Below are 23,882 nucleotides of genomic sequence, written 5' to 3' on the forward strand. Positions count from 1 at the left end.
TATAATAACCGTTATAATGATGATATATTCGAAATTGTAGTTTCTTATCTAACTAATTTGGTGGAAAATCGTTTATAATTCCCTAAATTAATTACCTCATCCATCAACTTCTGAGGTGGCGCTGGTTTTTCCTGGGCTTGGGCGGGGAGAGTAAAAATAAAAAAAGAGACCAACATTATTAAGAGCTTTATTCTTAATTTCATTTAGTATCCTCTATTTATTAGCTCAAGCGCTTCTAATCTTCTTAAAAGTTACAATTTGGAATATTAGCCTTGTCAATTTCTAAAATAGGTAACAATGTTTATAAAGAAAATTCCAACGAGTAGGCAAAGAACTTACCTCCCCACCCCCCCCCAACACCAAAAACCCGACCTCCCCCCCCTACTCGTAGACCTCCTTGAAGTACCTGTCCCAGAGGGTCGGGTTCTTATCCTTTATCCTGTCCAGAGCATTAAGGTAGCCCCCCTGGGCCTTGAGGAGGTCTATCGCGAACTTGTCCCTGTTGTCAGCCTTGCGAAACTCGTCCTCGGCGAGCTTCTCCCGGGAATAGTTCACGACCCCCGCCTTTTTAACGAAGAGTTCCATGAACTCGGCGTCGTCGCCCGTCAGGGGCGGCGGGGCGTTCCCGAAAAAGTCGTTGAGCTCATTCATCGCATTTTTCTCCTTGTTGGCGAAGGCTTCGGCATCTGGTTCTTTCAGCCCCCTCTTCTCGGCGAGCTTTTTGAACAGGTCCTCCACATGAACGAGCCTTGCGCCCAGAAGGTCGGGGTAGAGCTCCGGGGGATTCTGCTGAACGACGAAAAGAGCGGTTTCGAGTCTGGAGAGGATAAGCTCCTCCTTCCCATCGGGCAGCGCCTCCATAAGGAGCGCCTCGCAATAGGTCGCGCGCCAGATAATTTGCCCAAGGTTCAGCTCCTTCGCGATCTTCCCGCTCTCCGCGAAAAATCCCTTCGCGACGTTTGCCTTGCCCATTTTCATAAGGGCCAACCCGGAGCCTATCAGGAGGTCCGCCTCCCGACATTTGCTCCTCTCCTCCCGGTAGAGGCTTAAGGCATCGGAGAAATTTTTAAACGAAGAGCTGTACTTGCCCTCCCTGTAGTCGATAAGCGCCAGGTAGGATATCGCCTCCGCCCGGTGTTTTTTGTCTTTTACTCCCGTCAGTAGCTTAAGAACCTCGTTAAATACCGCCCTTGCCTCCTTATAATCCCCACTGTCGTATAGAATCTCCCCTATCCCGAGGAGGTTTATCCCCCGGTATTTATCCCTGTTGGTCTCCTTAAACATCTCATCAGCCTTCTTCAGGAAATCTAACGCCTCATCAATCTCGCCAACCTTGAGATAGAAGTTGCCGAGGCTGTTTAGGACAACGGCCTCGTTTACCTTATCGCCCCCCACTTGATATATCAACCGTGCCTCGCCGAAGACCTTCTCCGCCTCGATAAACATCATGAGATCTCCCCACAGCGATCCCACCTTCCTCTGTATCTTGGCCACGTCTCCAAGCTCCTTCGCCTCCTTCTTTATTTCGATTGCCTTGTAATAATTTCTTATCGCCTCTTCGTAGTCACCGGAGCAATCATACAAGTCTCCCATCGCCGTATAAACGGTGCCCTGAATGCCTTTATCCTTCTCCTTCTTCGCCATCTTAAACGCCTCGTCCAGATACTCCTTTGCCGTCTCATATCTTCCGTTCTCCTCCAACGATTCCGCGATGCGAATCTTTACATTTACAGCGGACTCGACATTCTCGTCGGCTATTAAAACCTTGACCGCCTCTTCGTACAGGTCGAGGGCCTTGTCGAGCCTCCCCAGATCAGTCAGACAGTCCGCCAGGGCGACTATATCCCGGGCGTAGCCCACCCTGTCCAGCAGCTTCATATGAATATCGGAGGCCGCGGCATAGAAGTTCGCCGCCGCCACGTATTCTCCCTGTTCATAGTGGACCTTACCGACCCAGTAGACAATCTCCGCCCTTTTTTGATCATTTTCCAGCCCTCTATACAGCTCGGCCGATTTAGAAAACGAGAAGAGCGCCTCCTCGTATCTCTGCATATGATAGTAGAGAACGCCTATGTTGTAGAGGTCCGAAGCAACGTCCTTGTCCACGTCTCTCTTCTTGTCGATCGCCAGGGCCATTAAATAATATCTCTCCGCGTCGTTATACTTAAACAAATAAAACTTCATAAGCCCGATGTTATTCAAGGCCTGTGCCATCCCGTCTTCGTTCTTCGAAGCTTTGTAAATTGAATATGCATCTCCAAAATACTTGACTGCATCCTCATATTTTTTCTCTTTGTAAGCCTCGTATCCCTGCTGAAAGAGTACCTCCGGGTCTTCTTCTGAAAAGGCCGAGACCGGAATTACGGCGGCGGTAAAAGTAACAATCAGTATCGCAAACAGCGATTTAGAATTTAATAGTCTAAAATGATATTTCATGGATATATGTCCTCAAAAAATACAAAAATTGCCCTTTGTAATAAATGTGGGAACACGGTCGGATGGATACGGCGAGACACTAAAGGATCCTTCCGTACTCGAGATCGAGTCCCCCCTCGATCACTTCTCTTACCTTCTTCATCAACGTATCTATATCCGCAAAGCCCAAACCCTCTACCTCGATCGGATCGTGGACAATAATCTCCATCTTCCCGGGCTTCATCATGAAGGGATATCCCTTGGGAAGGGCGAACCTCCCTCCGTTGACGGTAATCGGCAGGATCGGCGTCCCGGTGCCGAGGGCCATGTGAAATCCCCCCTTTTTGAATGTCAACAGCTTGCCGTCGTTGCTCCTGGTTCCCTCCGGGAAAAACACCACCGAGGCCCCAGCCTCTATCTTAGATTTTGCGGCTTCCAGACTCTCCCTGGCCTTCTCCGAGTTCGACCTGTCCACGTAGATCTGGCCGAGCTTCTCGCACCCTATGCCGAAGACCGGAACCGCCCTGAGCTCGATCTTCATCACCCACCTCAGCGAGAGGGGCAGCCTCGAGATGATCGCCCAGACGTCAAAGTGGCTCTGGTGGTTGGACATCACGACGTAGGAGCGCTTCCTGTCGATTTTATCCATCCCCCTGACCTTGAGCCTCGTCCCGGTGACCTTCAGATTCAGCCAGGCCCAGAACTTCCCTATCTGATAGCCGAAATTGTTGTTCGTATCCAGACCGGGGATAAAACCGATAATTATTACTATGGCCCCGAAAAAGGCCGTGGTTAAGCCGGTCACCAGAACAACAACAGGGAGGTAAAAGGGAAAGATATAGTTATAGAACAACTTCTTCATCTGTCAATCCTCCACCCTTCCGTAATGAGAAAACTGCATCGTAAAGGTTGCCCTTCCCTGACTCTGCGATCTCAGCTTTGTAGAGTAGCCGAACATGTTGGAGAGGGGGACCTCGACCCTGACATGGTTTATCTTCCCCTTGGGCTCAACGCCCTTCAGATGTCCGCCCCTGGCGTTCAGGTCCCCGATTATCTCCCCCATGAACTCTTCCGGGGTCAATATCTCGACCGCCATGATCGGCTCCAGGAGGACGGGCGACGCCTTTTCGGCGGCGCTCCTGACCGCCATTCCGGAGGCTATTGAAAACGCCATCCCGTCGGTGAGTCCCTCCCTGGCGTCGAGGGACGTGATGCTTATCCTCACATCGGCCAGCGGATAGCCCAGAATCGGCCCCGACGCGGCGGCGTCCCTTATCGCCGTCAGGGCGGAGTTCATCCACTCATCCGGTATTCCGTCCGACTCCACGAGGCTTTTGACCTCGACTCCCAGACCCCTATCAAGAGGCTCGATGGATAGGGAGACCCTGGCGTAGCGCTGCTCGCCGGCTATCTCCCTGTCTATGGTGGCCTCCGACTCGGCCCCCTTCGTCGCAGTCTCCCTGTAGACCACTTGTGGCTTTCCTACGTTCGCCGCAATGTTGAACTCCCTCATGAGCCTGTCCACCACGATCTCCAGGTGAAGCTCCCCCATCCCGGAGATGATGGTCTGTCCCGTATCTTCGTCGACCTTGACCTTCAGAGTAGGGTCCTCGTCAACGAGCTTTCCCAGCGACTGCTCGAGCTTCTCCTGATCGGCCACCGTCTTCGGCTCGATGGCGAGGCTTATTACGGGTTCGGTAAAGAGGATCGATTCGAGGAGGATCGGCTTATCCTTGTCGCAGAGGGTGTCCCCAGTAGTGGTGTCCTTGAGGCCCACGGCGGCGGCGATGTCCCCCGCTTTTGCCGTATCTATCCGCTCCCGCTTGTTCGCGTGCATCTTCAAGAGCCTCGCCATACGCTCCGGCTTTTTAAGCCTCGGATTGTAGACCTCCGCCCCCGCCTTCAGGACGCCGGAGTATACCCTGAAATAGGTCAGCTTTCTCCCCTGGTCTACATGGACCTTGAACGCCAGGGCGGAGAGAGGCTCGCCCTCGTCGCTCCTCCTGACCTCGGCCTCTCCGGTCTTCGGGTTTGTGCCGGCGATGGGGGGAACGTCAATCGGTGAGGGGAGAAAATCCACGACTCCGTCGAGAAGGGGCTGAATCCCCTTGTTCCTCAGGCCGGAGCCGCAGAATATCGGGACGAAAGAGCCGCCGATAGTCCCCCTTCTCACGGCATCGATTATCGAGTCCCTTGTTATCTCTTCCCCCTCAAGATACCTTTCCGCTATGTTGTCGTCCATATCGGCCGCGGCCTCTATCAGCTTCTCCCTGTACTCGAAGGCCTTGTCTTTGACCCCCTCTGGGATTTCCCCCCTGCTTACCGTTACGCCGAGGTCTTGCGCGGAAAAAGTGATAGCGCTCATATCGATCAGGTCGATCACCCCGGAGAACTCCTCCTCCGAGCCGACGGGGAGGGTGACGACGAGCGGCCTTACGCCCAGCTTTTCCACCATCATATCTATTACGGCGAAGAAATCAGCGCCGAGCCTGTCCATCTTGTTGATGAAGGCGACCCTTGGGACGTGGTACTTGTCCGCCTGGTGCCAGACCGTCTCCGACTGGGGCTCCACCCCCTCGACACCGGAAAAGATCGCTATCGCGCCGTCCAGCACCCGAAGGGACCTCTCCACCTCCACGGTAAAATCGACATGGCCCGGGGTGTCGATAATGTGGATCTCATGCCCCTGCCAGCCGCACGTTGTGACCGCGCTGGTTATCGTAATCCCCCTCTCCTGCTCCTGGGGCATCCAGTCCATGACCGCCTCACCGTTGTGGACCTCCCCGATCTTATAGGAAACCCCCGTGTAGTAGAGGATCCTCTCGGTCACGGTGGTCTTCCCCGCGTCGATATGGGAGATGATCCCGATGTTACGGATATTCTTTAATCTTCCCTCGCCCGCCATCTCTCGATGAATCCCTCCAGCCTTATTTTAAAACAGCCCCCCCACCCCCCCCTGAATCCCTTACCCCGCTTTTAAGTTGTGCACCCTAAACCACAATATCCACATGTTCGACGTCGTCTATCCTGCACCCCAAAAAGGGCTCGCCCACCCTTTTAAAATTATCCGGATCGTCGGTGACAAAAAACCTCTTCTTCCCCTCTCCCCCGTTCCTCTTAAGCCCCATCTCCGTAAGCCTCTTTTTGACCTCCCACGCTATCGGCACGGCGGAATCCACCAGGGTCACGTCGTATCCCACGGCCTCCTGGATCACGCCCTTAAGGAGCGGGTAGTGCGTGCAGCCGAGGACAAGCGTATCCAGGTCGAATTCGGCAAACCGCGAGAGGTACCTCTCCGCGGTAAGCCGGGTTATCTCATCTTCGGTCCAGCCTTCCTCGGCCAGCGGAACGAAGAGGGGACACGGCTGCTGAAAGACCTGAACGGCGGGGTCGATTTTCACTATCTCCCTCTCGTAGGCACCGCTCAATACCGTTGCCCTCGTCCCAATCACCCCCACCCTGCCGTTTTTCGTGACCCTGACCGCCCGCTCGGCCCCAGGCAGGACAACCCCGATCGTGGGGACATCGAACCTATCCGCTATCGCGTCGAGCCCCGCCGCGGCGGCGGTGTTGCAGGCCACGACGAGAAATTTTATCCCCAGCGACACCAGAAACTCGGTGTTTTTTATCGCAAATCCGGTTACCGTCTCCTTTGACTTAGTCCCGTAAGGTATCCTCGCCGTGTCCCCGAGGTAGAAGCAGTCCTCGTTCGGAAGGGCCTTCATGATCTCCCTAAGAACCGTAAGCCCCCCGACCCCGGAATCGAACACCCCTATCGCCTTGTTCAGTGAATCCTCCCCATGAAAATCCCATGAAAACTAATAACCTATTGTCTATATTTCCACTTGTATCTTTTTTTGACGCAAAAATTTTCCTTACTTTATTCCATTTGGTCGGTATTGTCAAGGGAAAGCTAAAAACGGATCGGTCATTTGTATTTAAGGCGTCCTCAAGGGGCGAGGACGTTGAAGGGATAGAAGGGGAGATTCCTCAAAATCGTGTAAACAACTATCAATGCGAGGATAGACCAGACCCATAGGGGGTGCCTTATCAGCTGCGGAAGCCCCCTTCCCATTATCTTATAGAGGGCGAGAGAGATAAAACCGTATCCCAAAAAGGGGATGGAAACAACCATCAGGGGGTTGAGGTCGAGGGCTTTTAGGATCTGGCCGTGAAGGAGGGCGTGGATCGCCCTCAGCGACCCGCAGCCTGGGCAATAGAGCCCGGTGATGAGATGGAAGGGGCATGGGGGATATATGAGGGACTGCCCGGGCTTGAAAAGGTATAGGACAACGAGTCCAAACACAAGTATGAGCGCCGCACAGGCAACCTTTATTAGATTCAGCTTGTTCATATCATTAGCGACTGCTGTGACCTTTTAAGGTTCAACGACGGGCCTTTAGAAACACTCGTACGCTACTGCATCGATCCTATTATGGCGCCGATCATGGCGAGTCCGAAGATCGAAAAGTAGATCATAAAATAGACGCTCCAAAAGAGGACCCCGACGCCGACCGTGACAAAACACCATATCTTGGCCATGTGCGAGGCATTGAGCGCCTTTTCGCGCTGGCCGGCGATCAGCCTCCCGTTTACCTGCGCGGCATAAGCGAGGCTCACCACCCCGAATGGGAGACAGCAGAAGATCATAACGAGGATTGCCGGGGCGAGGTAATTCGGGACGTACTCCGACTCCCCCTTCTTCAGCGCCTTTGGCTCAAGGGACTTGCCGCAATTTGAGCACTTTACGCTCCCCTGCGGATTTTCTTCTTTACAATTGGGACATTTCATTTTTGCCCTCTAAAAAAGCAATGAATAAACTACAATAAAAGCAAACTTCCCGACAGCCATGGCTCAATAGCCATGACTACTATAGGTCATCGAGGATTACGCTTAAAGCAATAAAAAAAGCATAGATTGCGCTAACAGCGACACCGATCAGGAAGCCTACCCAACACCACTTCTTCGCATTATCCGAGGCCTCCTGGGCCATCGCATACTACCTGCCGAGCAAAAAGGCCTTGACCCTGGCCGCGTATACGATGGCGACTATTCCGAAGGGGAGACAGCAGCATAGCGTAACGAGGATCGACTGGACGAGGTAGTCGGGGACGTAATCCGTTGGGCCAGCAGTTACCCCGCTTCTGGTCAGGGACTCCCCGCAAAACGAGCACCTCAAGTTCCTCGGCGGATTCTCCTCTTTACAATATGGACACTTCATACCGGTCTCCTGTAAAATAGAGGGACACTTATCACACGATTATACCTTCTTGACAATTATATCATACGTTGATCAATCGATATCGGCCAAGACGGCGATCAACAAAAAGAAGAGGAATACCGCTATCAATACCAACGCTGACCAGAAGCCGGCCATGGACCAGCTCTTGGCCTTTTCGTAGGCCTCCAGCGCCTCCTTATGAAATCCTCCCAAGAGAAACGACTTTACCTGCGTGGCATATTATCATGGCCACAATCCCGAAGGGCTGGCAGCAGAAGAGGGTTACCAGGATCGACTCCACGAGGTAGTCGTGGACGTGATCTTCCCTTTTCCCGGATGTATTACCCTTTCTCATGAGCTTCCCGCAAGACAAGCACCTGTTATTCCCCTGCGGACTTTCCTCCCTGCAGTAGGGGCACTTCATACCAATTTCATATTAGTTTATGTAAAATGAATTCGTAAAAAGCACCTATGGAGAAAAAACTCCAATCAAAGCTACATACCTTCAATAAGGGTTTTGTAAAAACCAGTAAAAACATAAATTCCGATTATTACAGTTCCTATTATGAAGCCGATCCAGCAAAAAGCTTTCGCTGTCTTCGCCTCCTCCATTGCCTTGACATAATCTCCCCTGTTTAAAAACATCTTCGCCCGGGCAGCGAAAATAATCGCGACAATTCCAAAAGGCATACAGCAAAAAACCGTTATAAAGATTGCGAAAACAAGATAAACATCAATGTTGCACGGTACTTTTCCAATTAAACGATCCTGAGTATATTCCGGAATATTATCCGGGATATCCTCTACCTGTTCCTCCACCTCTTCGATATAATCCAGGGGCGCACCGCAGTACTCGCAAATAGTTCTCTCCGGCTTGCCCACTCTGCCGCAATAGGGACACTTCATCCTATCCTCGTTTTCTAATTGACATGAACAACTGCAATTTTCTAATTTGCGGCTTATGATTAGATAGCCTTAAAAAAGATACGATAATATTTCACTAATTGCAATGTCAAAATAAATTAAAAAACAAAAAAAACGGCCTTAAAATAAGACCGTCTATTTTTTTGATTTATGTTTTTAATTCAATTATCGGAATGCCACCCCGTCATCCAATCAAATCCCATCGGTAACCATCCCCCCTGTTCCCCCCATCCCCCATGTCCCAAAAAGAGGCCTACCCCCCCTCCGCAAACAGAAATAAGACCGACCCCCCACCCCCCAATCTAAACCTCTGCCCGATCCCCCAGTCCAAACAGCCACCCAACCGCCCGATTCCCCGGCGCCCGCCCGCTACTTCGCCCTCACGATGTCCTTTACCTTCATCAGGCGGGAGAGGTTGCTTCTCTCCATCTCGTCGAGCTTTATGGTTATGTATCTCACCGTCTCCTGTATGTTCGGGATGAGGACGTATTCGAGGGCGTTCACCCGCCTTCTGGTCTTTACGAGCTCCTCCGCCAGAAGCTCCGCCCGTTTCTCGTTCTGGGCGAGTTTTATCATGTCGGAGAAGAGCTTTCTCAATGCCACTATGTAGAGGTCGAGTTCACCGGACGTCCCCGAATACCCGTAGCAGATGGGCGGCCCCTCGATCTTGTATGAGATCTCGGGGACCTTGACGTTCATTATCGACATTATCGAGACTTCCATCTCGATCTTGACGGAAGGCAGCGTCAACGCCTCCTCGACCCGCTCCGGCCCCATGAAGGAGTTGATGTGTATGAATCGCCCGAGCACCCCCGAGAGCTCTTTCTCCACCTTTGCCCTGATCTTCCTCGTCTCCTCGATGATCTCCATGAACCGGCGCATCAGCTCGTCCTGCTTGTCCTTCAGGAGCTTGTGGCCCCTTTGGGCGACCGCGAGCCTGCGCTTCAAGCGCATAAGCTCCATCCTCGTGCTGTTGACGTTAAGTTTCATCTATTCCAGATAAAGATAGTGTTCTATAAAAAAACCACACGACCGAAAGTCTGTTATCAATTAACAGTCTATTCCCGTCCCCGACCATATATCCCCATCTCTAACCACCAATTCCCATATCTAATCATATAAAATAACCGCCCCCACTCCCTGTAGCCCCATGCCTCTATCCCCCCTAATAATACCCGACCGTATAAAGCGATCACCCCCATCCCCCTATTTATCAATCCCTATCTAAACCCCATTCAGCCCTTCTTTTGATCTGGCCCCCCTTAATCTTTCGTGCTGCATCCCCTCGTATCCTGCCCCCCCCCACATATAAACAACCCAACATATCGACGGCCCCTGTCGACAGTGATCAGCTTGCGGCGGCCTCTTTTTTCTTGAACCTGGACATGTATTTGTCTATGTACTCGGTTCTGATACGCTTGAGCTCCACCGTCGGGAAGACGCTCAAGAGCCTCCACCCGAGGTCGAGGGTCTCCTCTATGGTCCTGTCATCGTATTCGCCCTGGGATACGTACTGGGCCTCGAAGGTGTTGGCGAAGTCGAAGAAGAGGCGGTCTATGTCGGAGAGCGCGGCCTCGCCAAGGATGACCGCAAGCTCCTGGGCCTCCTTGCCCCTGGCGTATGCGGCGAAGAGCTGGTTGTTGACGTCGGCGTGATCCTCCCTCGTCTTTCCCGCACCCATACCCTTGTCCTTGAGCCTGGAGAGGGACGGGAGCACGTCTATCGGGGGACTTATATTTTTCCGGTAGAGTACCCTCGAAAGGATGATCTGACCCTCGGTGATGTAGCCGGTGAGGTCCGGGATTGGGTGGGTCTTGTCGTCTTCGGGCATGGTGAGGATCGGTATCTGAGTGATGGAGCCGGAGCGTCCCTGGATCTTCCCCGCCCTCTCGTATATCGTGGAGAGGTCGGTGTAGAGGTATCCGGGGTATCCTCTCCTTCCGGGGATCTCTTTTCTCGCGGCCGATATTTCCCTAAGCGCCTCGCAGTAGTTGGTCATGTCGGTCAGGATGACCAGGACGTGCATCCCCTTCTCGAAGGCCAGATACTCGGCCGACGTTAGGGCCATCCTCGGCGTCGCCACGCGCTCCAGGGCCGGGTCGTCGGCGAGGTTGAGGAACAGCACCGAGCGGTCGATGGCGCCCGTCTTGTTGAACTCGGAGATGAAGTAGTTCGCCTCCTCGAAGGTGATCCCCATCGCCGCGAAGATGACGGCGAAGCTCTCCTCGGTTCCCAAGACCTTCGACTGGCGGGCGATCTGCGCCGCGAGCTGGTTGTGGGGAAGGCCGGAGCCGGAGAATATCGGGAGCTTCTGGCCGCGGACCAGGGTGTTCAGCCCGTCGATGGCCGAAATTCCGGTCTGGATGAACTCCTCCGGGTAGTCCCTGGCGTAGGGGTTGATCGGGTTTCCGTTGATGTCTATCCTCTTCTCGGCGATTATGCTGGGGCCGTCGTCTATTGGATTGGCCATGCCGTCAAAGACTCTGCCCAGGATGTCCTCGGAGAGGGGTATCTGGATTCCCCGGCCCAAAAATCTCACCCTCGATTTATAGATATCGACACCGGTGGTGCCCTCGAAGAGCTGGATCATGGCGCGGTCGCCGTCAACCTCGAGCACCTTTCCCGTGCGCCTCTTTCCGTCCGGAAGCTCGACGTTCACAAGCTCCTCGTACTTCACCCCCTCAACCTCTTCAACAATGACCAGAGGGCCGTATATATCCCTTATGGTTAGATATTCCTTCTGCATTTTTTAATCGATGCCTCCTCTACATATATATCTCGTCTTTGGCGTAGGTCTGAGAAATCAACTCGAGCTCGCTGGTAATGGCGTTTTTTATCTTTTCTATCTCCCCGGCCTTCCCTTCGGGGACATACTTGGCTCTCGCAATCTCCTCCTTTACCTTCATGTTTGCAATCCCATCGAATGATATGCCCTTTTCGAGGGCCTCCTTTGAGTTGTGGTGGAGGAAGAGGATAAGCTTCATGATGTTGGTCATCTTGCTCGACGAGCAGTAGCTGTCGACCTCGTGGAAGGCGTTCTGGTGGAGAAAATCCTCCCTCAACGACCTTGCGGTCTCGAGGGTAAGCCTGTCGTTGTCCGACAGCGAGTCTACGCCCACGAGCTTTACTATCTCGGCGAGCTCCGCCTCCTCCTGCAGGATCTTCATCGCCTCCTGTCTTACCTCCACGATGTCCTCGGCGACCTCCTCCCTCAGGTTCTGCTCGATGTTTTCATGGTAGAGTGAGTAGCTGTTTAGCCAGCTGATCGCGGGAAAGTGGCGCTGGTAGGCCAGCTTGTCCTCGAGGCTCCAGAAGACCTTGACGACCCTTAAGGTGGCCTGAACGACCGGGTCGGAGAGGTCTCCTCCGGGCGGGGACACGGCCCCGATGGTCGAGAGGCTCCCCTCCCTGTTTCCTGAGCCGAGCGTTATCACCCTTCCGGAACGCTCGTAGAACTCCGCTATCCTGGTTCCGAGGTATGCGGGGTAGCCCTCCTCGCCGGGCATCTCCTCGAGGCGTCCCGATATCTCCCTCATAGCCTCCGCCCAGCGGGACGTGGAATCGGCCATTACCGCCACGGAGTATCCCATGTCCCTGAAGTACTCGGCTATGGTGATTCCGGTGTACACGGAGGCCTCCCTTGCGGCCACCGGCATGTTCGAGGTATTAGCCACGAGGACCGTCCTGTTGATCAAGGCCTCTCCCGTCTTCGGGTCTTTGAGGTGGGGGAACTCCTGGAGGACGTCGGTCATCTCGTTTCCCCGCTCGCCGCAGCCGATGTAGACGATCACCTCTGCGTCGGCCCACTTTGCCAGCTGGTGCTGGATAACCGTCTTTCCGCTCCCGAAGGGGCCGGGCACGCAGGCCGTTCCCCCCTTGGCCAGCGGGAAGAATGCGTCCACGACCCTCTGACCCGTGGTCAGAAGCTTGTCCGGCTTGATCTTCCTCTTGTAGGGCCTCGGGACGCGAACCGGCCACTTCTGCATCATGGTGATCGATTCATTCCCCTCTTCGGTCTTTACCTCGCATACCACGTCCTCGACCTTGTACTGGCCCGACTTGATCATCTTGATCTTGCCGGAAACGTTCGGCGGAACGAGGATTTTTTGTACGACGGCCACGGTCTCTCTTACCTCGCCCAGGATATCCCCCGGCTCGACCTCATCGCCTTCCTTCGCCGTGGCGACGAAATCCCAGACCTTTTCCCTGTCTAAGGCCATTGCCTCCACGCCTCGGGTTATGTAGTCGCCCACCGCGTCCTTGATGACGCTTAAGGGACGCTGAATCCCGTCGTAGATGGATGTGGTCAGCCCGGGGCCAAGCTCCACCGAAAGGGGCATGCTGGTCGGATACACGGGGTCTCCCGGGCCTATCCCCCCGGTCTCCTCGTAGACCTGAATAAACGCCTTGTCCCCGTGAAGCTCGATAATCTCTCCTATTAATCCTTCATCGCTTACCTTCACCACGTCAAACATCTTTGACGTGCTCATCTTATCCGCAACCACCAGGGGCCCGGACACTTTGGTAATTATTCCCTTTTCCATTGACGAACCAACCTTTTTATCTGTTATTTACATACAGTTCCATTTATGGTTTTTTTCTAAAAGCCCCCTCCGCCTTTATCATTCCAGACAATCCCGGATAGCCGATTTAAAGCGCCCCCCTCCCCAACACCCCCCAACAAACTCACCCTCTCTACCCCCCATCCTTACAACGATCCCGGGACCATCAAGATCAGCCGGTTTCCTCTTCGTCCTCCTTGGACGATATATGGGAGCCCACGGCCCTCACGATAATATCGTCCAGCTTCTTAAGCCCCAATCCCATGCTTCCCGATGCGTCGGGAATTGTGACAACGGTCGGAAACGGCCTCTCGGAAAGGTCTTCCAAGAGGTCGGAGACGGTCTCAGCCATTCTCTCCGTGATAAAGAGGACCATGACCTCATCCTTTACCGCCTTGACAACGGCCTCCCTGACCTTATCGGGCGCCGGCGTCATAACGGCGACTCCAAGGGCGGAAAATCCGAGCACGGAATCCCTGTCCCCTATGACCGCCACCTCTACCTTACCATCAGACATATCCCAGCCTCATCTTTATATCTTGTGCGGACAAATTGTTCTCCTTGGCGATAAACACGGTCCTCAACTTCTTTATCTCCATCATCTTCTGGTAATGGTACGCGAGGATAATCTCGATTCCGAAGTTCAGGAGCTTGGTCCTTTCGATCACCCTTGTAAACTCGTTATTTATCATGGCCTCGAAGCGGAAGAAGGAGTTCTCCCCTTTCAGGTAGGGAACGCCCTCTCCGACAAAATCGCCGTACTCGGTGTTTGAAAATATCGTCTCTATTCCGTCGAGCTCCCTCAAGTAAAGGTCGCTGAAATAGGCCAGGGGGAGCCCGCCGTCCTCGATAAAGCCCCTGGTGAACACCGGCTGCGGCTCTTCCTGCCACCTGGCCCTAAAAAATGTGAGGATATTGGTGATATCCACCTCCATGGTCAGGAGCTTGTAGAAGAATAGGAGCCTGGCCTCTTTGACCTTATCGATGATATATTTGAACATGGCCCTGTCGACGACAATATCGATATCCATGGGATTGGCCGAGGCCTCGTAGGCCTTCTTAGCCTCAACCGCCGTATTTCTTAAATAGTTTTCCAGCTCCTTGGACTGTTCCGGCTCTTTCGCCTCCTGAAAAATCATATCCGCCGAGAAAAGCCCAAGTCGTGAATAGGCATTCCCCTGCTCCTTTTCTCCGAAGATCTCTTTCAGGGCCAGCTTTAGGTTGAAAAAATCGTTCCGCAAAAAGAGGAGATCGGTTATGTCTTTGTCCTTTGTAAGCTCGTTGATTATCCCCTTTATCCTCTCCTCCTCCTCCCTCAACATTACATTGGTATCGAACTCATAGAGGCCGCCGATGTCTTCCTGATACACCTTGGCGTAATCGGTATCCCCAAGCATGGAGAAGATGTCTTCAACGCCTCTTGCCTCTGCAAAGCGGAGATAGCGATCCGGGGCTATCATGCGAACCTCTATCGAGCGGATATACCCCGCGGCGTAGGCGTATCTCGGGTCGCTTCCCCACTTCCAGTCGCCAAAGGGGACGTTGTTATCGAGGTCTAAACCATTTTCAATCATTGTAAAACCTAATATTTTTCAGCTTTGCATGTTATCTCAGCGAAAGCCGTATTTCATTCCTTATATGTCATTATCGTGCAAAAAGGACCTGCTCTCTTTTCTGGATTCCCAATCGAGTTGGGAATGACAGAATAATATCTACTTGATTACCGATCGAGCCGTGAATGACAGCATAGACTCCCAGTCAATTTAGGGATGTCAATATATGTCATTCCCGCGGAAGCGGGAATCCATATCGGTATCTTTTCTCTTTCTGGATTCCCAATCAAGTTGGGGATGACAAAACAGACCCCCTATTAAACCGGGAATCACAGGGCCACAGATTTTAAAATATCCAAGTCAAAATCAACAAAACACCGCCCCCCTTACCCTGCCCCTCACTACCCTGCAAAACATCCCGCAGATCCCTATCTCGTACCCTCCCCCGTCCGACCATCCCCGAAACCGACTCTCCCCGTCCCGACACCCTTCCCCCTCGCAATACACGATCCCCCCAACACGACACCCACCCCCTGCATAGTAGACTACATCCTTCCCGCTCAACCAAACTCCGGCGATACCATCAGCCGAACAGGATCTCCATCAACTCCCCTTCGAGTGTCAGTCTCAACTCCGAGAGGAGCACATCAAGACTCAGGTTTATCTCCGTTCTCCCCTTTGAGAGGACAAGGCCCCCATCGATATCCCTGGTCTCGTCGGTAACCCTTACCTCCCCCTTGAAACCCTCTTTTTTCAGCCTTTCGTTGAGGTCATTGTTCCACGCCTTCAGATTGCCTTTGAGGCGGGATGCATCCTTCGGCGACAGCATTATCACCTCGTCTCCCACGGCGCCGTGTTTCACGACCAGCTCCGTAAGAAGGTTGAGGTATCGATCCTCCGGGAGGTTAAGGAGGCCATTCTTGGCCTCGGTGAAGACCTCGTTTAGGATCATCTCCTTTTGGCCAAGGACGCGTTTTCTGCCCTCGAGCCTCGCCGAGGAGACCCTTCTCCTCACGATCTCTTCGGCGTCCACCTTTGCCCTCTTTACGGCATCATCCTTGAGCTGCCTTTCCTCGCTCGAAAACTTACCCCTCAGGCGATCGAGCTCCTCATCGGCCCCTTTGTTCACACCATCGGCGGTTTTCCGGGCCTCGTCTATGATCTTTTTGACAATATTATCAAGGGACATAAAGTCACCTACACTCTTTAGTGAAAAAAGTCGCCATCGTTAGCACGATGAATCGCTCAAAACCACGCTTAAGGTATCGGAATCTGCTTTATCGTGATACCGTTGAGCATCAGTATGGTTATAAGGAGTCCCAGAATGGCGTATGTCTCAACCATGGCGCCGTAGATGACTGCCCTCATCATAGCATCGGGACGCTTTGCGGCCATGCTGACACCGGTGGCGCAGACCTTGCCCTGGTTTATCCCTGAAATCCAGCCGGACAGACCGGTCGATAGGCCGGCGAACATGACCATCCAGGCCTGACTCATAGACAGGTCGTACATCATTCCTTCCTCGGGGCCGCCGATCAGCCCGACGGCGTTCAGGATCAAGAAGGCGCCCAAAAAGCCGTATATACCCTGGGTCCCTGGAAGCGCCACGAGGATCAAGAGGTTTCCGAACTTGTCCGGGTCTTCGGCGAGAACGCCGTTGGCCACCTGGGCCGCATAGCCGATGCCTATGGCCGAGCCAAATCCGCCGAATATTACCGAAATAGCGGCGCCTAAAATGGGCAAAGACCATTCAGGAACCGTTAATAGATACATATGGTCTTTCAAGATCTCAGTCAAAAACTCCATAATCTAAACTCCGAAAGGTTACTTGTTAAACGATTTTCTTAAGCGAAATCACATTTTAGGATACATAAAGAAATCTATCCCGATTCTCTTCCATTTATAGAAACAGCTATTCTTTTGACTCCTTAAGAACAGTGTATTTCGGTTTTACGCCGAAGGGCTTAAAGGTTCTCCCCCCGCCTTCATAGAACTTGCTGAAGAACTCCACGTACTGAAGCCTCGTTGTGTGGACAAAAGCGCCCAGGGCGTTTACGGCGATGTTAAACGTATGGCCGCCAATGAGGATGATGACGGCAAAGACGACTCCCACATAGGGAATCTCTCCCATCATGGCGGCGATCAGGTTTACAACCGTGGCAATGATTCCGGTGGCAAGCCCCAGGGCCAGCAGCCTTAGATAGCTCAAGAGGTCGCCCATGTATGAGGTGCTGCCGTAAATGGCGTAGAGCCCCCAGGCGATCCTCACGAAGATGTTGTTCGATTCCCTGTGCGAAAACAGGATGATGCTCCCGCAAGCCACGATGAAACCGACCGTTGCGGCTTTTGTTGCCCAGGCGGGAATCATTTCGGCCGCCATAAAGCCGGATACGAGGACGGCGGCAGAGTTGATGAACAGAATCCAGCCGCCCTGGACGAAAATGGCCTGAGTACGATCTCCCTTTTTTAAGTTCTTGTACATCCTGATCAAAATGCCGAAGTTTATCTGAATGAATCCAAGGACTATACAGATAAGCATGAACGTGATGGTATCCATTAGGGGGTCCATAACCTTGAAGGACATCAGGATGTTTTTTGACAAAGACCCCTCGGGGAGGCGGGTCAGCACATCGCCGAACCAGCCGCCCATGAGAGCCCCAAGGATCACCGTGGATATTGCCCCCAAGAGCAGGAGTCCCACGAGCTTAGTCTTTCCAAGGCTGTTTCTAAACCTTATCATTACGAAGAGAAGTAGACAGATGAGCACCAGGCCGTATCCTGCATCCGTCAGGCAGAGGCCGAAGAACACAGCGAAAAACGGCGACAGTAACGGAGTGGGGTCGACCTCCTTTGGGTTCGGCACCCCGTACAGCTCGGTAATGAGCTGAAAGGGTTTGACCATCCTCTCCTTTGTTTTCAGCAGGATGGGGGGTTTGTCGTCTTCGGAAGGCGGGAATTCCACCATCTCGACGAAAGAGAAATTTTCCTTGATGGCCCTTTCAAGCCTGGGAAGGTCATCTGTCGGCACCCACCCCTCCATATAGGAGACACTGGTGGAGGATCTAAGCGTCTTTATGACCTCTTCCCGCTCCTTTTCTATGGTGTAATGGTCATATAGCCTTTTAAGCTTTTCCGCATCTGCGGCCAATGCCTCGGCCTCGGCCATGAGCTTTTCTCCCCGATTCTTAAGCGAGGTGACCTCTTTTTCTGTCTTTTTCAAGACATCCTTGAAGGTGCCGGATGTCTCGGGAAGGGCCTCCTTTTCCGCCTCGATTGAGGCGAGGGCCTCCTCGTAGGTCGGGCGGTCTTCCTTATGACAGGCAAAATGGTAGTAGGAGTAGTTCGCCCCTTCGAAGATAAGCGTTATAATATGGGTATTTCCCGCCTCGTTGAGCACCTCCCCGATCCTCTCCCTGGGCATCTTGTAGATCATGAAAAGCGTCTGGTAGACGTTTTTCGTCTCCGACAAGTCGGCGATGGGCGCCTTGACGCTTAGCCAGGGTTTTAAAACATTGGCCGATGATCTCAGTTTTGCAATCTGATTGTTGTTTTCGGCTATCTCCCTGTTCAGCCTGTTGGCCTTGTCTATTGTTTTTTGAATGTTGTACTTTTTGGCCAATGACAGAAGATCGTCGGCGCTCTCCATCTCTTTGGGGGTCATAAAGGCAAGCGCGGGCTTTTTCTTCTCGTAGGGCTTTAAGAAATTAATTGTGAAGTCTATCTGGGAGGTTAGGGCCACCAGATCGTTAAGCCTATCGGAGTCGGTCGGCGCAAGTTCCGGAAAGGTCTCTATGACGTTGGGCTCGGTAAGCTCTGAGATCTCAACCACGGCCCACTTCTGGAGAAGCTTCAGGAGTGAATTTCTCTCGTCGGAATGAAACGCAAAAAGGACCTTTTTAAGTTCTGAAATACTCAATTTGCAAATCCTTAACTTTCCTGATTAAAAAGTCTCAATAGCTAAAAAGTCCAGATATATATAATTTTTACCTTCCCCTTATAACGCTCGATTTCAGCTACAACTTCAAATATAGCACTCCCCCCATCTCCGCTCCTCCCCATCAACAATCCCCATCTCCGCCCCCTCATCATCAATCCCCAAGTCTAACCCGCATCGCCTTCACCTTCATTCCCCCCCCCACCATTATAAATCCACTTCCGCAGTCATCACAATATGCTACCAACCCCTCTGATCAATAATCTATAGTCCCTCCTTTAAAAAAGTTTAAAAAAGTAAGCTTGCGGCACGGCCTACCCTTCCACTCCCAGGGCCTTAAAGATCAACTTGACGGCCTCACCCTTCTTCTTGTCGGCGGCGGCCCTCAATAGATTCATCTCCTTTTGCGCCTCGGAGAGGATATTGGATTCCTCGACCTTACCTCTTTCTTCGGCCTCGGCCAAAAGCTCCTTTCTTGCCGATTCGTTTTCCTTCTCCATCTTTTTCAGGCGATTTGCCCTTTCCTTTTCAAACTCGATCACTTTCGACTCGGCGTCCATTTCGGCGTCCTTGATCAGCTTTTCACCTCTGGTCTCGGCGTCTTTTATCTTATCCACGATTTTTTTTACCATCTTTTATCACTCCCTCCCTTAAGCCCCGGGAATATCAATCAATCCAACAATCTATCAATCCAGCAATCCAACAACCCGGCCCAATTTGTTCAATTCCACCCCTGCCCCCCACCCAATCTTAATCCCAATCCGCGAGATTTTCAAATTAGAAATACCTATGCCCGGCCGGCCGGGATTTAGATTGAAGTTATATATTTATATTATTGTGAGAAATAAATCAAGAATTTTTTTAAATTTTTTTTATTTATGATACTTTTTTGTCGCATTTCAATATTCAAATATTCCACTCATTTTTTTGATTAAAAAATAAGGGCGGGCGGGATTATTCTACTATTTACATTACCGCAATATATGTTATCATTAGAACCGATGTTATCATTAAAGTCGACTCATTTAAATGGCTTCGCCTTTTGAATGCTGCAAAACGAGAAGGCCAGTCCAAAATGATTGCCTGAAATAGAAAACGATTTTTAATAACGAACATGACAAAGAGTGAAAACAAGATAGAGAGTCTTTACGCCAGATTCGAGAATCCCCCCGGGGAGTTCTCTCCCGTTCCTTTCTTATTTCTTAACCTCAACATGGATCTGAAGACGACCGAGTCGATCTTCAAGGAGCTTATCGACAAGGGGATAATGGGGGTGGTCCTTCATCCCAGGACGGGGCTTACCGTGAAGTTTGCAAGCGATGAATTCTGGAGGAGGCTTGTCGCCATAGTAAATAAGGCCAAGGAGCTCGGGATGACGGTATGGCTCTACGACGATTACAACTGGCCGAGCGGGACCGCGGCTGGAAGGGTTATACAGGAAAAACCGGATTTTGCCGCCTCGGGGCTCGTATTTCGCTACGGCAAATCGGTGGAGAAGTGGGAGGAGCTCATCGGGGCCTATTCAATAAAAAAGGATGTGTTCAAATATTCATCGGATATCCCGAAGGGGAAAAAGAGCCTCCTCGTGACGGCCCGGAGGATGACCGACAGCAATTTCTGCCAGACCGGCGCACCCTGGTTTATATCGTCTAACTGGGGAGCGCTCGACCTGATGAATCCGGACGCTACCGACCACTTTATCGGGATCGTATACAGCGGATTTGAGAAACACCTGAAAAAATATTTCGGTAATCCGATAGTCGGAGTATTCACCGACGAGCCGGAGCACTACCGATCTTTTCCGTGGACAAAAACGTTTGCTGGCCACTTCACAAACAGCTTCGGCTACGACATAGTGGGCTACCTCCCCTCCCTCATAAAAGATGTCGGGGACTTTAGAAAGGTACGAAGGGACTATTATTCCCTCGTTACCGAGCTTACCCGAAAGTCTTACTACGAGAGGCTGAGACTCTGGGCGGAAAGGAACGGCCTTTTGCTCACGGGCCACCTCGGGGAGGAGGACTTTCTGGAGAAGTTCCCCCACTCCCACGGAAGCCCTTATTCTGTCCTTAACGAGATGCACGTGCCCGGAACCGACTACCTCGGGGCGGGCCACGGATACATAAAGGATGAGATACTCTCCGGTTTTCCAAACTTCAACCCGAAGCTTGTATCGGCCGCCGCCCGCACAAAAAAGAGCGGGAGAATTCTCTGTGAGATATGGGGGGGGTCAGGGTGGGGATACGGCCCGAGGAGTTTGAAGGGATCGATAGACTGGGGCGCCGCTTTGGGGATAAACCTCTTTGTCCCCCACGCCGTTCACACATCGTTGATGGGCCTGAGAAAGAGGGACTTCCCGCCGTCACACTTCGTCCAGCAGCCCTTCTGGAGATACTACAAAATCTTTGCCGATTACATCTCCAGGGTGAGCCTCATTACAAGCACCGCAAGGCGAGCGACAAAGGCCCTCCTGTTGTTTCCAATAACCTCCCTCTGGCATGAAACTACCGGGATGGGAATCTTGACAAAAAAGGGGGCGGAGTTCATAAACGGCATAAAGGAGATAACCGACAACTTAATTAGAGATCAGAGGAATTTCGACTACCTCTTCGAAGAGGATATCGAAAGTGAGACGACAAAAATAGCTCCGGGAATAGTATTTGTCGGAAAATCTATTTATGACACCATTATAGTTCCTGAAGTGGACCGGATAACCAAGCCGACCGAAGATTTCTTGACCAACGCGGAAGAGAACGGGATAAGGGTCATCTACATGGGAGGCCCCTCTCGGTTCGAGAAGAATGACCGAGATGAGGATGATCTCACAAATTCAATCAAAAAAACGGCAATAAGAAGCATCGACGACCTCATCGATTACCTGAAGCTGGTTAACGTCACAAGCCCGGTAATAGAAGGAAAAAATTCCACCGACTTCGTCAGCCGACAGATGTGTTACGGTCAGTCGGATATATATTTTTTCGCCTATCTCGGCGTGGAGCGATTCAAGGGAACCTTGACCGTTCGCGAGAGGGGAATCCCCGAGCTTTGGAATCCCGAAACCGGCGAGAGATATGGAATCGCCGACTTCGAGCTGGTAAAGAAAGGGCTTAAATTTAAAATCGAGTTCGAGCCCGGGGAATCGAAGTTCTACGTAATCCACGACGATATTACCAACTCCAAAAAGGGAAGACAGTTTTTCCCCGAAAAAAAGATCGGGGAACAGTTCCTGCCGAGGAAATGGGAGGTCCTCTACAAAAAGGACAACATGATGAGAATCGACAACTGGCGCCTGATCAGATCCTCCATTTTGCCCTCGTTCCCAAACCTGCACAAGCTGTGGAGCGACGACAGGTACGGATTCAGAACGAAACTGAGTATCTGTGCAATCCGCCTCCTGATCGAGGCGCTGGAGCCCTTCATCGGCCTCAGGAGTCGTATACGGTACGCCCCCTTTAAGAGCATGGATAAAGATTTCAAGCTTACGGATATAGCGGCCAAACTCTTTGGAATTGAGACAAGGGGGTTGGGACTTTACCAAAAGTTCGACCTCATAAAGGACGCCGCCATGTATCTTGGAGTTCCCCTCACAATCTCCATGCCCCCTCCCGGATCGGAATACGAGATCGTATCATACTTCTTAGTGGATCACATTCCCGATAAAATCCACCTCGTCTGGGAGGACAACGGGGAGCCGACCGAGATCTACATAAACGGTCAATTGATAAGCGACGACTCGGAGCCCTTCTTCCTCTGGGACAGGTCGAACCGAAGGGCAAATCTGAAAAATTATCTGCGGAGGGGGAAAAACAGAATTGGCATCAAGTCGAGGCAGCCGGGCTTTCCCACCATCCCCCCGATACTCCACGGGATCGAACCGATCGTAATCACCGGGAACTTCCGGGTAAGCAAAAACAGCATCACCCGAACGAAAAACAGGACAACAACCCTGTACTGGGGAGAGAAGGGAACGGGAAACTACAGCGGAACCGTGGCCTTCAGGTGCGAGCTTAAAATTCCGAAGCGTTTTAACGGGATGAAGGGTATCCTCGACCTCGGGGATGTAAGAGAGACGGTAAGGGTCGTGTTGAACGGGGAAAGGGTCGATGTAAAGCTGTGGCCCCCGTACAGATTTGACGTTACGGATTATATTATCGAAGGAGTAAACTCCCTCGAGATATGTGTTTCGAACACGGCGGAGAACCTGTTGGGCACCCCCATCCTCTCGGGAATCGTCGGTGACCCGAAGCTTACCTTCTACGGTCAGAAGTTCCGGTAGCTTCAAGTGTAAAGATATGATACTTGCGTTTCTATCTCCCCTTGGCCCCCTTAACGTGCCTCACAAAATCCTCAAAGGCGGAAACGGTGTCGTGCTCAAAGCAATATCCGGTCTCGGCGATAAGCTTCTCGGACGTGGCGACCCAGGGATGTATCATTAAATTCAGCGCCGCGCTCGGAAACTCGGTCAAGAAGGTGAACCTGAAATACCACGAAAGGTTGTTCAGCGGATAAAGGAGCCTCGGGGGTATGTGAACCGGGATATTCCCGAGCGTCCTTACCATCTCGTCGAACGTCATGGTCCCCTCTCCAACCACGTTGTATACACCGGAAATTTCCCGCTTGAAAAAAAGGAGCATGACATTTATCAGGTCGTCCTCGTGGACGTACTGGAAGGGAGAACTGACGCTCGACAGCATTACGAGCTTCCTCAAGAGGTGCCTGGCCAGGGGGTTTCTGAATCCCGGCCCCGCAACAAAACAGGGGCGGAGTACGGCTACCCTGATCCCACGGTTTTCGGCGATAAACTCCGCCATGATCCCCTCCACCTCCCTCTTGTTCTTGCTGTAGGTAAAATCTTCGTTTCCCCGAAGCGGGCTCTCCTCCGTCAGCGGGAAGTCGTTGTCGGGATGGAAGCCGTAGGTGGTGGTGGAGCTCGTGTAGAGGAGATACTTGACGCCGCACCTCGATGCCGCCCCGAGGACGTTCTTTGTTCCCCCCACGTTTACATCTTCCATGAGCGACCTGTCGTGGATGGGAGGAAGTATCCAGCATAGGTGAAATACGGCGTCTATCTCTTCATCAATAAATATGTCGTCCAGGGGATCTCGAATATCCCTCCTGTAAAACCCGAGCTTCGGGTCATCGAAGCCAGGGGGCCTGACATCTATTCCGACAATCCGTTCGACGGATTTAAGCCCGATAAGCGCTCTTACGAGCCTCCCCCCTATGTAGCAGCCGGAGCCGGTTACGAGGACCCTCTTTCCCATAAAACTGTT

At 52.2% G+C, this 23,882-nt stretch carries 22 protein-coding genes; 1 reads left to right on the forward strand and 21 read right to left on the reverse strand.

What is annotated here, in order from left to right; genetic code table 11:
* Window positions 1-381: 381 nt before the first annotated feature.
* The 20 genes from JW984_05280 to JW984_05375 all read right to left on the reverse strand — a co-directional run bounded on the left by JW984_05280 (window position 382) and on the right by JW984_05375 (window position 19,241).
* Window positions 382-2,436 carry a tetratricopeptide repeat protein gene (locus tag JW984_05280; GenBank protein ID MBN1572593.1) on the reverse strand — a complete coding sequence of 685 codons (2,055 nt, stop codon included), beginning with the start codon at window positions 2,434-2,436 and terminating at the stop codon, window positions 382-384.
* Window positions 2,437-2,515: 79 nt separating this feature from the next.
* Window positions 2,516-3,277 carry a 1-acyl-sn-glycerol-3-phosphate acyltransferase gene (locus JW984_05285; GenBank protein MBN1572594.1) on the reverse strand — a complete coding sequence of 254 codons (762 nt, stop codon included), beginning with the start codon at window positions 3,275-3,277 and terminating at the stop codon, window positions 2,516-2,518.
* Between the two features lie 3 nt (window positions 3,278-3,280).
* Window positions 3,281-5,320, reverse strand: a complete 2,040-nt coding sequence (gene fusA, locus JW984_05290) for an elongation factor G (protein ID MBN1572595.1) — start codon at window positions 5,318-5,320, stop codon at window positions 3,281-3,283.
* Window positions 5,321-5,405: 85 nt separating this feature from the next.
* Window positions 5,406-6,203, reverse strand: a complete 798-nt coding sequence (locus tag JW984_05295; protein ID MBN1572596.1) for a glutamate racemase — start codon at window positions 6,201-6,203, stop codon at window positions 5,406-5,408.
* A 161-nt stretch (window positions 6,204-6,364) separates the two neighbouring features.
* The gene (locus JW984_05300; protein ID MBN1572597.1) at window positions 6,365-6,769 is read right to left on the reverse strand and encodes a DUF2752 domain-containing protein; all 405 of its coding nucleotides are present in this window, start codon (window positions 6,767-6,769) and stop codon (window positions 6,365-6,367) included.
* 62 nt (window positions 6,770-6,831) lie between these two features.
* Entirely contained in the window at window positions 6,832-7,206 is a 375-nt protein-coding gene (locus JW984_05305) for a CD225/dispanin family protein (GenBank protein ID MBN1572598.1), read from the reverse strand.
* Between the two features lie 208 nt (window positions 7,207-7,414).
* The gene (locus JW984_05310; GenBank protein ID MBN1572599.1) at window positions 7,415-7,636 is read right to left on the reverse strand and encodes a CD225/dispanin family protein; all 222 of its coding nucleotides are present in this window, start codon (window positions 7,634-7,636) and stop codon (window positions 7,415-7,417) included.
* A gap of 72 nt (window positions 7,637-7,708) precedes the next feature.
* Complete coding sequence (locus JW984_05315; GenBank protein ID MBN1572600.1) at window positions 7,709-7,849, reverse strand: hypothetical protein; 141 nt, start codon at window positions 7,847-7,849, stop codon at window positions 7,709-7,711.
* Window positions 7,833-7,991 carry a CD225/dispanin family protein gene (locus JW984_05320; GenBank protein ID MBN1572601.1) on the reverse strand — a complete coding sequence of 53 codons (159 nt, stop codon included), beginning with the start codon at window positions 7,989-7,991 and terminating at the stop codon, window positions 7,833-7,835. Before JW984_05320 ends, JW984_05315 begins: the two co-directional genes overlap by 17 nt.
* A 140-nt stretch (window positions 7,992-8,131) precedes the next feature.
* On the reverse strand, window positions 8,132-8,542 hold the full coding sequence (locus JW984_05325) for a CD225/dispanin family protein (GenBank protein ID MBN1572602.1): 411 nt from the start codon (window positions 8,540-8,542) through the stop codon (window positions 8,132-8,134).
* 387 nt (window positions 8,543-8,929) lie between these two features.
* Window positions 8,930-9,550: a V-type ATP synthase subunit D gene (locus tag JW984_05330; GenBank protein ID MBN1572603.1), complete on the reverse strand. Its 621-nt coding sequence runs from the start codon at window positions 9,548-9,550 to the stop codon at window positions 8,930-8,932.
* Between the two features lie 358 nt (window positions 9,551-9,908).
* Window positions 9,909-11,306, reverse strand: a complete 1,398-nt coding sequence (locus JW984_05335) for a V-type ATP synthase subunit B (GenBank protein MBN1572604.1) — start codon at window positions 11,304-11,306, stop codon at window positions 9,909-9,911.
* 19 nt (window positions 11,307-11,325) lie between these two features.
* Window positions 11,326-13,104, reverse strand: coding sequence for a V-type ATP synthase subunit A (locus tag JW984_05340; protein ID MBN1572605.1), 1,779 nt, complete (start codon window positions 13,102-13,104; stop codon window positions 11,326-11,328).
* A gap of 190 nt (window positions 13,105-13,294) precedes the next feature.
* A complete protein-coding gene (locus JW984_05345) occupies window positions 13,295-13,639 on the reverse strand; it encodes a V-type ATP synthase subunit F (protein MBN1572606.1) in 345 nt (114 codons plus the stop codon).
* The gene (locus tag JW984_05350; protein ID MBN1572607.1) at window positions 13,632-14,696 is read right to left on the reverse strand and encodes a V-type ATPase subunit; all 1,065 of its coding nucleotides are present in this window, start codon (window positions 14,694-14,696) and stop codon (window positions 13,632-13,634) included. The genes JW984_05345 and JW984_05350 overlap by 8 nt, the downstream gene beginning before the upstream one ends.
* A gap of 345 nt (window positions 14,697-15,041) precedes the next feature.
* A complete protein-coding gene (locus JW984_05355) occupies window positions 15,042-15,239 on the reverse strand; it encodes a hypothetical protein (protein MBN1572608.1) in 198 nt (65 codons plus the stop codon).
* 19 nt (window positions 15,240-15,258) lie between these two features.
* The gene (locus tag JW984_05360; protein ID MBN1572609.1) at window positions 15,259-15,864 is read right to left on the reverse strand and encodes a V-type ATP synthase subunit E; all 606 of its coding nucleotides are present in this window, start codon (window positions 15,862-15,864) and stop codon (window positions 15,259-15,261) included.
* A gap of 68 nt (window positions 15,865-15,932) precedes the next feature.
* Window positions 15,933-16,448, reverse strand: coding sequence for a V-type ATP synthase subunit K (locus JW984_05365; protein MBN1572610.1), 516 nt, complete (start codon window positions 16,446-16,448; stop codon window positions 15,933-15,935).
* 139 nt (window positions 16,449-16,587) lie between these two features.
* On the reverse strand, window positions 16,588-18,591 hold the full coding sequence (locus tag JW984_05370) for a V-type ATP synthase subunit I (protein ID MBN1572611.1): 2,004 nt from the start codon (window positions 18,589-18,591) through the stop codon (window positions 16,588-16,590).
* A 332-nt stretch (window positions 18,592-18,923) separates the two neighbouring features.
* A complete protein-coding gene (locus JW984_05375; protein ID MBN1572612.1) occupies window positions 18,924-19,241 on the reverse strand; it encodes a hypothetical protein in 318 nt (105 codons plus the stop codon).
* Window positions 19,242-19,723: 482 nt separating this feature from the next.
* Here JW984_05375 and JW984_05380 point away from each other — a divergent pair, with 482 nt between their 5' ends.
* Window positions 19,724-22,885, forward strand: coding sequence for a hypothetical protein (locus tag JW984_05380; GenBank protein ID MBN1572613.1), 3,162 nt, complete (start codon window positions 19,724-19,726; stop codon window positions 22,883-22,885).
* Window positions 22,886-22,916: 31 nt separating this feature from the next.
* Here JW984_05380 and JW984_05385 read toward each other — a convergent pair whose 3' ends face one another.
* Complete coding sequence (locus tag JW984_05385; protein ID MBN1572614.1) at window positions 22,917-23,873, reverse strand: NAD-dependent epimerase/dehydratase family protein; 957 nt, start codon at window positions 23,871-23,873, stop codon at window positions 22,917-22,919.
* Window positions 23,874-23,882: the final 9 nt, after the last annotated feature.

The sequence above is a fragment of the Candidatus Zymogenus saltonus genome (assembly GCA_016929395.1).
GTDB classification, from domain to species: Bacteria; Desulfobacterota; Zymogenia; order Zymogenales; family Zymogenaceae; genus Zymogenus; species Zymogenus saltonus.